Annotated in this window: 8 protein-coding genes; 4 read left to right on the top strand and 4 right to left on the bottom strand. The window is 45.9% G+C overall.

Annotated elements, in window-relative coordinates; genetic code table 11:
- Window positions 1-104: 104 nt before the first annotated feature.
- On the bottom strand, window positions 105-254 hold the full coding sequence (papA, locus tag G7035_RS09435; protein WP_019688961.1) for a freyrasin family ranthipeptide: 150 nt from the start codon (window positions 252-254) through the stop codon (window positions 105-107).
- A gap of 299 nt (window positions 255-553) precedes the next feature.
- On the opposite strand from papA, the gene G7035_RS09440 reads away from it, so the two are divergent.
- The 4 genes from G7035_RS09440 (at window position 554) to G7035_RS27345 (ending at window position 3227) form a co-directional block, all read left to right on the top strand.
- Complete coding sequence (locus G7035_RS09440) at window positions 554-1480, top strand: ABC transporter ATP-binding protein (protein WP_019688960.1); 927 nt, start codon at window positions 554-556, stop codon at window positions 1478-1480.
- Complete coding sequence (locus tag G7035_RS09445; protein WP_019688959.1) at window positions 1473-2183, top strand: ABC transporter permease; 711 nt, start codon at window positions 1473-1475, stop codon at window positions 2181-2183. Before G7035_RS09440 ends, G7035_RS09445 begins: the two co-directional genes overlap by 8 nt.
- Before the next feature lie 30 nt (window positions 2184-2213).
- Window positions 2214-2951 carry an ABC transporter permease gene (locus tag G7035_RS09450; RefSeq protein ID WP_019688958.1) on the top strand — a complete coding sequence of 246 codons (738 nt, stop codon included), beginning with the start codon at window positions 2214-2216 and terminating at the stop codon, window positions 2949-2951.
- Window positions 2952-3113: 162 nt separating this feature from the next.
- Entirely contained in the window at window positions 3114-3227 is a 114-nt protein-coding gene (locus G7035_RS27345; protein WP_016822651.1) for a putative holin-like toxin, read from the top strand.
- Window positions 3228-3407: 180 nt separating this feature from the next.
- On the opposite strand, the gene G7035_RS09455 is transcribed toward G7035_RS27345, so the two are convergent.
- The 3 genes from G7035_RS09455 to G7035_RS09465 form a co-directional block, all read right to left on the bottom strand.
- Entirely contained in the window at window positions 3408-6998 is a 3591-nt protein-coding gene (locus G7035_RS09455) for a family 14 glycosylhydrolase (RefSeq protein ID WP_115293087.1), read from the bottom strand.
- A 272-nt stretch (window positions 6999-7270) separates the two neighbouring features.
- On the bottom strand, window positions 7271-9529 hold the full coding sequence (locus G7035_RS09460; protein WP_019688957.1) for an alpha-glucuronidase family glycosyl hydrolase: 2259 nt from the start codon (window positions 9527-9529) through the stop codon (window positions 7271-7273).
- Window positions 9530-9570: 41 nt separating this feature from the next.
- A complete protein-coding gene (locus tag G7035_RS09465) occupies window positions 9571-11769 on the bottom strand; it encodes a glycoside hydrolase family 52 protein (RefSeq protein WP_019688956.1) in 2199 nt (732 codons plus the stop codon).
- Window positions 11770-11868 lie beyond the last annotated feature (99 nt).

The raw sequence follows: 11868 nt of genomic DNA on the forward strand, positions 1-11868 counted from the left end.
GGTAAGAAAGGAAAACGGGATTAATTTTAATTAATCCCGTTTGAAAAAGTATCAAATCAAATAGATTCTAAATACAAAGATAGATAAAAGACCTTGAGAAACTTCTAGGTATCCGATTTGATACAAAAATCACTTGCATCACATGCTTTGCAGTTATCTCTAGTATCACAGAAATAGCAAGCATCATTGGCTGAGCAACCATAAGCGCGAATTGGTTCTTTAACTCCTGCAATAACATTGATTTGCTTCAACATGTTCTTCACCTCCCTCTAGATAAGCTAAACGGTGTAGAAGGTATGTAAGTTATATAGAAATAGTACAACATAAAAAGGAGAATATGTGTTACAGTTTTTTGTCCAATATTTGTTTATTATATTATATTTTTCAATTATATAGTGTTTTTTGTCACATTATTATCTGGTTTAAAAATGTAAAATATCGATTGGTATTTTAGTAAATTAACAACCCACATACTGATTATGTAATACTTTATTGCTGTTTTACTCCAATAAATGTATAATATATGGTGATTATTGTATTGGGAGGTATAAAAATGGATTATATTATTAAAACAAAAAAGCTTCGGAAACAGTTTGGGATGTCGATAGCTGTAGACGATATTTCCTTACATGTAGAACGGGGCAGCATCTACGGTTTTCTAGGTGAAAATGGAGCTGGCAAAACAACGACCATCCGCATGCTGATGAGGCTGATTGAGCCTACAAATGGGGAGGTTTTTTTATTTGGCGAGCGGCTAGAGAAAAGCTATCCTTCTATCTTCTCAAAAATAGGTACGATTATCGAAACGCCTGGTTTATACGAAAATCTGAGTGCACGAGATAATCTGAGAATATGCTGTACGTACATGGGGGTACAGGATGATGGGAGAATTGAACGAACCCTAACTACGGTGGGGTTAGAGCATACTGGAAAAAAGAAGTTCAAAGATTTTTCCCTGGGAATGAAACAGCGATTAGGGATTGCCAGGGCCCTTGTCCATGATCCTGAGTTGCTTATATTAGATGAGCCAACGAACGGGTTAGACCCGTCAGGAATTAAGGAAATTCGTCAGCTATTAAAGAAGTTGTGCGAGGAACAAGGGAAAACAATTCTTATTTCTAGCCATATTCTAAGCGAAATTCAACAATTAGCTACACACATCGGGATTATACATAATGGAAAACTGTTAGCGGAGGATCGTTTGAGTCGGTTAGAGGAAGGTTTTGAGCAATATACAGATGTAAAGGTAGACGATGCAAAAGCAGTACAAGCGTTTCTGTATGAGAACATGAAGCAACTTAAATCTGATTTGATATCCCCACAACAACTAAGAATTTTTAGTCCAATTGAAAATACAGCTATGTTAAATAGACAGTTAATAGATCGTCAGTTTTCAGTTTATGAGATACACACCACAAAGCAGACGCTAGAGGAGTACTTTTTGACTCTCATTTCAGGAGAGGGTGGGCGGCATGATTAGAGCAGAACTCATTAAGCTTAAAGGATCTAAAGCCTTCTTGTTGAGCTATATTATATTGCTGGCTGTTGTGCTGTTGGAATTCGCTCTAAGCGCTATTTTTTATAGATATTCAATTGATAGGCTCGGTTGGGTCTACTATTTTACAAATATTGATTTCTTAGTTAATATTGCAGCTGGATTTATTAGCTATTACATATTAACCGGTCATATTTTTGCGAGAGAGTACCAGGAAAACACGCACATCTTTATGTTTACCACGCCTGTCACCAGGGTTAGATTTTATTTTAGTAAATTGATCATTATTTATGGGTTTATTATTGTGTCGCTATTTATCGTTCTGTTTCTGTCTGCAGTATTAGGCATGTTCATTACAAATCGGCCTTTAACGATGGCTATCTGGGTATATCAAATCCAGGTATTTGCCAAAATGTGCGTGATGCATGCGATGCTCATCCCGGTCGCCTCTTTTTTTGCTATACGCTGGAAAAGCATTATGGTGGTTGTACTCGTAGTTTGTACTGTTATATTTTTGAATTTTATGTACAAAAGTGAATGGTATCCGTGGATTATACCCTATCTTTTGTCTCCCAATGAAGGAAGTGCGATCATATACGTCAATACTCTCATAGCGTGGTTGAGTTTATCCATAACTTTTCTTCTTGGATTGTTTTTATCCTTATGGGCATATCAAAGAAGAAATTAGAGGGAGAGTATTTTTCAAAGGAGGTTTACTATGCTTGCCCTGTTCAAAGTAGAGTGCTTGAAACTGAAAGGTACTAAAATTCTTTGGTTAAGCATTATTATTTTAGCATTAACCATTGCTTTGGAATTCTATAGTTATACGGGAAGTACCAAATATTCCATTGACCGTGATGGTTGGAATGACTACTTTATGAGTGTTGTTATTCTTATTAACTTTTTGACTGGGTATATGAGCTACTATATTTTGACTTGCTATATCTATGCGAGGGAGTATCAAGAGAGGACCCATATGGCCTTGTTCACAAGTCCGGTTCGTCGGAGTCGTCTTTACTTCAGCAAGCTGCTTGTTATTTATATGTACATCGCTGTCAGCCTTCTGTTGGCATTTGGGCTATCTGCGCTGTTGGGTATGTTAATTACGACCAGACCGCTAACCTTTGAAATCGTTATATATCAGCTGGGGATCTTCGCCAAAATGATTCTTATGCACGCTATGCTCATCCCGATCATCACGTTCATCGCCATTCGCTGGAGAAAATTTGTGCCCGCCATTATGGGGATGTGTACGGTTATGTGTTTAAATTTTGTTTTGGTTAATACACCTGGAAATACCTTTTATCCATGGACCGTGCCGCTATTGTTTTCTCCGCACGGCACACTGGGCAGAACATTTACGAATGTCCCTGGAGGAGTCATCAGTATTTGTTTCATTTTTGTATTGGGGCTCTTATTGGCGTTAAGAAGCTATATCCGTATAGAGACAAAGTAGAATGTGTAAGCAACAAAGGACGATGAGTGTTCACATAAGATTAGTTTAATAAAGCTGTAAAACGTTGTCGCAAAAGGACGGATTTACGTGCTATAATTCCAGTAACAACAGAATGGCTTAGGTGGGCGGTCGGCTAAGTCTCCCGGAAGGGAGGTGATGCCTGTGGAGGTTAAGGATGCTCTGACATTAATGATGATGTTCGGCACGCTATTAATAGCGTTGATCGGGTTAATCGTTACGATTGTTATTGCGCTGAACCAAAACAAAAAGAAATAGACCGCCCTGCTCAAGGGGAAAACGGTCTATTTCTTTAGATCGCCTTTGAACAGCCGACCGCTCTTCAAAGCGGCTGTTGCCAAGAGTAGGGATGTTACCAGCATCCTTGCTCTTTTTTAGCATATCCTTCTATAACTTATTTTAGCACATCTGAATAATCAATGTAACTGAATGTGACTGTTACTTGGTGAAAACTTTAACTTCCTTTGGAGCGAGAGTTACGGTGATCGAGCCGTTGTTAATCTGAACGGAGTCGTTGCTTAGCTGGTTGGTCAGGCGGGTTCCGTTGGACAGATTATCGAAGTTGCCAATCGTGCGGGTTTGACTATTCCAGGAGTTGTTGATAAATACAATGGCCTCGTCGCCATTTTTAGAGCGCTGAAAACTGTAAAAGGAGTCGTCGACCCATTTTTCCTTTTGGCTGCCGTTTTGCAGAGCAGGGTGGTTGTTGCGCACAGAGTTCAGCTTAGCGATGTACTGATACAGGTCATGGTTGGCGTTGAAATTCATATTCTCCCGATTGGCGGGATCATCTCCGCCATTAAAGCCTTGCTCAGTGCCTTGGTAGATGATTGGAATTCCGCGTGACGTCAGAGTAAAGCCCAAAGCAGTTTTGAGCTGTGGCCATTTGTCATAGTTAGCACCCGGCTTGCCGGAGGCGTCATTCAGGAAACGTTTTACATCATGATTGTCGATAAATACACCGTTGGTCTGAGCATCGCGATAGTAACGATCATCGGAGTAGCGATCCTTGATTTTTCTCATGGATTGATCGTGTCCGAACACGTCCTTGATTGTATAATACATCGGAAAATCTAGTGCAGCATCAAGATACCGGGTGTAATCGCCCACATAAGCAGGGTCGCCATGGAAAATTTCACCCATGGTGAAGGTATTGGCAGCTTGGTCAAAATCCTTTAGAAAACCCTTCGGTACATGCTTGACAGTATCCAACCGCAGTCCATCGATGCCTGTCTCATTAAGCAGCCATTTGATCCAGTTTTTAAGCTCGTTTGCGGTAGCGGGGTTTTCATGATTTAGGTCATCCAGTCCAGCCACGTCACCATTTTCGATTTTCCATTGATTGTTGGAGTTGTAGTCCCCGTCTGTAATGTCACCATTGTGATGATACCAGTCTGCTTTGTCAAAAGGAGCCTTGGCGAATCCGTTCCCCGGTTGGAAATCACCTGTGTGATTCACAACTACGTCCACCATCACAGCAATATTTTTGTCATGTGCCTTGCGAACCAGCTCTTGGAGCTTGTCCATTGTTCCGAGATGCCCATCTACTGCATAAAAATCATACGTATGATAGCCGTGGTAAGCGTATTCACTCTTTTGCATCGTTACTGGGGTAATCCAGATCGCGGTAAACCCCATATTTTTAATGTAGTCGAGTTTGTTAATAATACCTTGAAAATCGCCACCATGCCACTTGCGCTGATCACTATTGTTGGAATTGAAGCCACCGTAGTTATCATTGGATGGATCACCGTTGCTGAAACGATCTGTCATGATAAAATAAATGCTCTGTTTGCTCCAGTCTGTGCTGAGGGAGGTGGGCTTGGAGAGGGTACCCAGATCCATAGGGGTGAAGACGCCCGAAGGCGCCTCCGTTTGAGCTGTTACTTCAACTCCGTTAGAGTTGGGTGCGTAGGTAGAAGTGCTTACGTTTAAGGATACACCTGAAAGTTTTTCTGTTTGGATAGGTCCTGTAACTTCGTTGAGGTCGGTTGCGTAGGTGGAAGTCACTACGCTGAGGACGCTCCCGGAAGGTGCCCCTGTTCGGATAGTTCCTGCGGCTCCGTTAGAGCCGGGCGTGTAGGTAGAAGTTCCAGTGCTGAAAAGGTAGTTTTTGGTATTGTTGCTGTCCCAGTTGTTATTGCCATCATTAAAAGCGGCTTCCAATTGGGAGGCAGAACCGATATCGACGGTAATTTTAGCATAGCCGCTAATTTCGGCATCCTGCATTTTCACACCAGGTGCAGCAGTCCAGCTACCACCAGCCGGACGGTAGTGAATGTAAGGTGAGTTAAAGCCTTTTTTGTAGTATACCGTTACTTTGTTAGTTGTACCGCCGCCATCCCCGGGATTCGCACCCGCTGGAGCGCCTGAAGTGATCGTTCCTGCATTGCCACTATTACCGGGCGTGTACGTAGAAGTGCCCGTGCTGAAGGAGTAGTTTTTGGTGTTGTTGCTGTCCCAGTTGTTATTGCCGTCGTTAAAAGCGGCTTCCAATTGGGAGGCAGAACCGATATCGACGGTAATTTTAGCATAGCCGCTAATTTCGGCATCCTGCATTTTCACACCAGGTGCAGCAGTCCAGCTACCACCAGCCGGACGGTAGTGAATGTAAGGCGAGTTGAAGCCTTTTTTATAGTATATCGTTACTTTGTTGCCTGTACCGCCATTGTTGTCAGGCTTGGCTTTGCTGATGATATATTGTTTGAATCCACTCAACTCACCGGTTGGTGAGCCATCATTGTTGACGAGATTGTTGATGCGTAATAACGTAAACCCGTGATAACCGAACTTCGTGATTTTCTCCTCGATTTTTTGGAAGCCGCTGCCGCCTGTCGGAAGTGCATTTTCACCATTCAGGCGAACACCCTTGGCATTCGCGATGGAGGAGACGGTATCAACCAGGGTGGACGGCAGCGAATAATTCGGTGCTGTGCCACTGTCACTCATCTCCAGGCAAGTAAATGTCAAGTCTAGATCGGCATCCTTGAATTTCTGAATGAGACGGTTGTAATCATAATATCCACCCGCTTGTTCTGTGCCGTGCGGCATGGCAGGATTGTTCATTTGCCAGTGCAGACCAGAAATTTTGGCCCCGATCCGGACACCAAACACAGAATCGAAGTTTTTGTGGGCCGCTGCTCCGATGACACCTAGATGCTTCTCAAGCACACTTTGGTACCACGATAGGAAATCCTTTCCATACGCGGAATTATACCCGCCGTTCGTGTAAAATCCGTCTCCGTCGGTCGGTGGATTGATTTGGCTAAGGCTGGTAAGCTTGGTGCCCCAAGCAGCATTAATCTTGTCCAATGATCCGTACTTGTCATTCATAGCTGTGCGGAATGCATTTTTGGCTGTTTCAGTATAAGCTTGGAACTTGCCTCGTCCCGGGTAGCTCCATCCTGCTGCTGGATAGTAGGATGGATAGCGCAATTCCCCGGAAGGACCGCCGCTCAAATAAATTTTGGGAATGATACTTTTATACCCGGCAAAGTTTTCAGCGAATGAGGCATACAGCTCATCATATTGTTTACCGGTTCCGCTCCACAATGGGGAAAGGGCTTCACTATTGGCATAGCCGCTTTCGTCTTTGAACTGCATCTCATCTGCACTGCCCTTGCTCGACAGCCAGCTTGGTAGTGGGATGTTGCAGTCATCTCCTACATTTCCTCCACACTTATGCGTTGAGATGATAGGAACCCACTTCAGTCCCGCTTCTTTCACAGCATTTGCATAGGTTTTGTAGTAACTCCAATCGAACTGGTTATCTCCTGCGCTCTCCACATAGCCCCACCAGACGTCGGTAGTGATGGCATATACGCCATTGTTTTTCAACGTTTGTAGCTGCTTTTTAAAGGAACCCCAGTCATTGATTTTCGCCAGCGGTCCCATAACGGAAGCTTGAAAATCATCTGCAACCGCAGCGCTCGCCGTATTAGAGGGTGAGCCAATGAAGGCGGTCAGAGACAGCACAAGGCTTAGTAGAAGCATACACCCTTTTTTCCATAGACTTCGATACAAGGTCAAACCGATCATCCTCCCCAAAAGCATAGTCTAATTCGACAACATTTTGTAAACGTCTACAAAAATAGTATAAAGCAAGCGGTTGCATAAAAAAGAAGAATTTATTGCACATTCAGAGTGGACAAATATGACATTTTGCGTTAGCAACCGTGTGCATAAATTAGACCATGCGAAAAAAGACACAGGTCTGAGTAAGACGTGTGTCTTTTATGGTATTCCCGTGAAAGGGGAGGCAAAACCCAGTGTGTATGCAAGCAACGTATGAGGCTATCTGCTTAATAGATAGGGCGATTTTTTTCGTCGGGAATACCACTTTTGCGATAAAAATACGTATTGATCCGATCCCGCCATTCCTTGGCGTGCTCAGCCTGATGCTCCAGCCGCGTCAGCACCTGTTCATAGATCAATTCATTTAGATGCTCCCGCAGACTAATCCATGTTGCTTGGAGATGGGCCGCACGTTCGGCACCTTCAAAATGAGTATCATAAATATGCTGTATGACCGTTTGGCCGGAGTGGAGCACGTGCGTATAAGGAACATGGTGAAAGAATAAGAGCAGCTCATCTGGACAGGTGTCTGTAGATTCGTAGATTTCGGCAACAGGAGGAAAATATTGTCCTGCATAGCCCGTTCCAGTTGCAGTCGTCCGATCTACCCCGATCCCCCAGCAATCGGCAAAATGGTAGGTGCCCCACATCGAATATTCATATCCATCAACATCCGGCCCATAGTGGTGATTGGGACTGACCATCCAGCCGACCCCCAGAGGGGCGGTATAGGACTCATAGATATTCCAAGAATCGAGCAGCATTTGCTTAATAGTAGGAATCAACTCAGGATCGCCGTAGTCCTTGCCTTGATTGCTAAATGTTAGCCGAACCCATTCATCCGCGATTTCATCTGCGGATAGATCCGGGTCCCATGCCAACCGGCCGTAGCCGTAAAGATTGGACTGGGCGAGCAAATGTCCGGTCCAATTGGTGTCTGCACCAATATTGGAAACAGCGGCTATTCCAAAGTTCGTGCCCTTGGGAACATGATTCGTTGGCTCCTCCTGGAAACTGCCGCTGCCTGCATGGACAGTAGCCTTCCTGTGATGAGAACCAGATTCGCTGTTGCTATGCAAAACACCACTTACGATGCGCTTGATGGTGGAGCCTTTTCCCTGTGCGTAGGTGTCAAAATCAAGCACTTCCTTCCATTGCGGAACCAGGTAACATAGATGCTTTTGTTGTCCGGTATACTCCTGTGCAATTTGGAACTCCAGCAGTACCTGAGTGGCTTCCAGCGCGCCGAACAGAGGGGAGACAGGCTCTCGCACCTGAAAATCCATAGGGCCATTTTTAATCTGTAAAATGACATTATCCCGGAACAGTCCATCCAGCGGTTTAAAATGGTCAAAGGCCGCGCGAGCCCGATCCGTCTTGCGGTCACGCCAGTCCTGTTTGCAGTCGTAGACAAAGCAACGCCAAATCACACGTCCGCCATAGGGCCGTAGTGCATCCGCCAGCATATTGGCTCCATCGGCGTGGTGGCGTCCATAGCTGAAGGGTCCGGGCCGATTTTCAGAATCGGCCTTGACCACAAAACCACCCAGATCGGGAACGGCTGCGTAAACCTCCTGTGCTTTGGTCTGCCACCATTCAGCTACACCGGGGTCCAGAGGATCGGCTGTGGTTAATCCACCGAGCTGTATCGGGCTGGCATAGTTAATGCTCAAGTAGATTTGGATACCATAGGGGCGAAATACGGCTGCTACTTTGGCTACATCAGGTAAAAACCGATCTGTGATCAGCTCAGTTTCTACCTGATGGACATTCACATTGTTAATGGATAACGCCTGAATGCCTACAGAAGCAAGTAGACGGGCATAGTCTCGAAGGCGCTCTATATTTGTAGTAAAGGCATTGTTGTTGTAGAAAATAGATGCCCCGGCATATCCACGTTCAACACTACCATCCATGTTATCCCAGTGATTAATCATGCGAATGGAGTTAGCCGGATTAGACAGCAGGTCTAGAGTGGGAGCGTGCAATGATTCCCCGGCAGTGGGCTTCAGATTGCCGTCTAGTCCTCCTTGCAGGTAGCGCAGCAAATGAAAGACTCCATACAATACTCCTTTTGACGTCTGCCCCGCAACTATAAGGCACTGTCCTTTGATATCATCGTGATCTTGCCCAGTTGAATCTGCAAGTTTCGGCACTTCTACTCCGCGAATTCGGTAGCCTTCTGCGCTCACTTCTGCCTGTTCTTCTGCACTAAACCGTTCTGCGATACATGGATGGTCTTGGAGCGTACCCAGCGCAACGAATGGTACATTGACAGGAACGGTACTTATCTTCGGCTGTTGTCCGAACATGGAAGCCAATCCTTGCCGAAGCTCACTCGCAGCCGTTTGAAGCACTTCATCATCTGTTTCATGAACCACGATGACTCTGCACCAAGCAGGCATTTTTTCTATAAGACGAGCGCGGTGGTAGTGTAGCCAAGCGTCACAGCCGCTCCCTTTGGGCATATCCATACGCTTGCTCATATTATTTGAACCTCCTTTGGGCGAGTGAGGGTTCGTTCGTCTTAGACATGCTGCTTCTCATCTTGACTCATATGCTGAGGGAGGGTAAACCGATTCCCTTTGCCTTCATACAGCCACAAAATAGCGGTAACCCCGCGTGGGTAATATTTGCTGCCGTGGGCAATGCCGGAGAGCATTTGGTCGCTCCAGCACCAATAGGATTCTTCAGGATGGAGGAGCCATGAAACATGGGCTGCGTCAGCCGCCTGCCCCGTTTCCTGCCAAGGCAGTTCCAGCAGCTCACGGGCAATAAACTGAGACAGATAGATTTTGCTCAACCAGGAGTTGTTACTGGTCGAGGATAGCTTCCAGCCTCCGTCTTCAAATAGACAAACTCCTGGTACCAGTACGGTTTGCAAATGGCGTCGAAGTGCTTGGATATATTCACCGAACCGCCCATCAGGCTCAAGCGCATCCTCGCATCCTGTAAAATAGGGGAAGATCAGCCCTTCAATGGCAGGAATAATCTGTGAGTCGTTGCCTTCCTTAATGACTGCAGGGATATAGCCCTTGTCTGTCATGTGAGCGGTGATCGATGCTGCGCATTTGTCTGCCTGTGAGCCAGCTTCCTGTGAAAGGGAGTTAAGCCCCTTTGAGGCAAATATCTTTTCAAGCGCAACATATACCGCCCAGCATTTGCTGCCTAAATAAATGTTATTGCGGGACTGACCCAAGGATACATCTAGACTATCGTAAGTCGTAATTTCTGCGCCTCCCTGGGTTCTTGAGCTATCCAGGCCCATTAAGCCGTTTCGCTGTGCCGGATCTGGATGATCCCGCCGCAGCATGCTTTCGAAGCAGTCGCACAAGACAGGCAGCATACGTGTCGTAAATGACTGATCCTGTGTCTGCTCGATATATACCGTGGCGCAGCAAAGCCAGTTCACCAGTTCCTCGTGGCTCATGTAAGAGAAGCAGTCGTCAATCCCTGCCAGTTCATAACAGGAATACCCTTGCCGGGAGAACACATTGGCCACGCCCATATCATGTGTAAACGTGATCCCACCGGGATAGGCCTGTTCCTCCCCCGGGAAGCGTACTTCATCCCGATAGCTGTACCGTTGGACAAACCACTCCAGCTCGTTGCGCACCGTCCATGGATTCAAAATCAATTCATAATAAAGCTGATCTGCCGTCAGATCGAGTGTATTCATCATTCGGTACTCGCCTTCGTTCACAATCCAGATCGGTTCGCCATCCTCTTGCTGACTGAGCAATTGAGTGCTGCCGTAATAGCTGTGAATGGCCTGAGCGAGCATAAATTTCTGATCCAGACTCAAGCTCGCCGATTCGATCCAGTCGTTCGCCTGAACACAGGCTGCGGTTAGGTTGGTAAAATGCTTCAACGCATAGCTTCCCACGTCTTCGATATCCTTGAACAGTCGGGTATAGTAATATGATGCTTCGATACCTGTTGTCACAATGCCGCCGCGATAAAAACATATAGCGAAGGCATACGTGCGCTTCTCTCCTGCGGGAACGTCCATCAGGAGCGCACCCGTTGCACCTAAGCCAAAGGATAAGTTATCAGCCATGGCCTCCCCAAGTAGCTTCTCCATCGCAAATCCGCTGGCAGGTACCGCTTCGCTGCTGTTGGTCACAATAGCAGTGCTTCGTCCTTGACCGATGCCTGTGAGTCTTTCCTTCAATCGGGTAGAATCCATAGCGTCCCTGCGTGGATCTTCTCCTATAATGCGTATGCCGCTATACGGGTCACTGCCCTGGTAGCCGAAAAAGGCTCTCCGTGCAGTAGCACCCTGTGTATTATCGATCGTTAGCTCAGCAAATACTGCCGGAACCAACGCTGCCCGCAGCTCATCTATGCCGGCAATTCCCGGCTCGGGTACCGGGCGAACGGGAGAGTACAGCCGGAATGTCAAATCGCCTGCCTGCCATGTATCGGTTCCTGCTTTTAGCTCACGGGTGATGTCCTGATCGGCAAAGGCAACGAGTAGAGGCTCCGTTTTTTTATCCTTTTTCTCCACATCATAACGGGTACTTTCATCCTGTATGGATGCAAAAAAGGGAAGCGCCTCATATGATCCGCCATCCCTGGATTGCAGCCCGATGTATACATTTTCATCAGCAGGCTTGCCCAGCTCCAGGCCGAGTCCGCCGCGGTTACCCTTAAACCCGAGTGTAAAGCTGGAGAATGAACCGATAGGTGCATGCTGCGTGTTATAAAATATATTTTTCGACATATATTGAAACCCCTTTCATGATAAAATTTAACATTGACTAACTTCAATTAGAGCCTAGCATGACATGTGCCGAGGAACCATTGTCAAATCGCTCAACTA

Source organism: Paenibacillus polymyxa (assembly GCF_015710975.1).
GTDB lineage: Bacteria > Bacillota > Bacilli > Paenibacillales > Paenibacillaceae > Paenibacillus > Paenibacillus polymyxa.

What these genes read in the sequence shown, in the direction of transcription:
- G7035_RS09460 (WP_019688957.1), bottom strand. Translation starts at nt 9,529, where the DNA reads ATGAGCAAGCGTATGGATATGCCCAAAGGGAGCGGCTGTGACGCTTGG.
- G7035_RS09450 (WP_019688958.1), top strand. Translation starts at nt 2,214, where the DNA reads ATGCTTGCCCTGTTCAAAGTAGAGTGCTTGAAACTGAAAGGTACTAAA.
- papA (WP_019688961.1), bottom strand. Translation starts at nt 254, where the DNA reads ATGTTGAAGCAAATCAATGTTATTGCAGGAGTTAAAGAACCAATTCGC.
- G7035_RS09465 (WP_019688956.1), bottom strand. Translation starts at nt 11,769, where the DNA reads ATGTCGAAAAATATATTTTATAACACGCAGCATGCACCTATCGGTTCA.
- G7035_RS09440 (WP_019688960.1), top strand. Translation starts at nt 554, where the DNA reads ATGGATTATATTATTAAAACAAAAAAGCTTCGGAAACAGTTTGGGATG.
- G7035_RS09445 (WP_019688959.1), top strand. Translation starts at nt 1,473, where the DNA reads ATGATTAGAGCAGAACTCATTAAGCTTAAAGGATCTAAAGCCTTCTTG.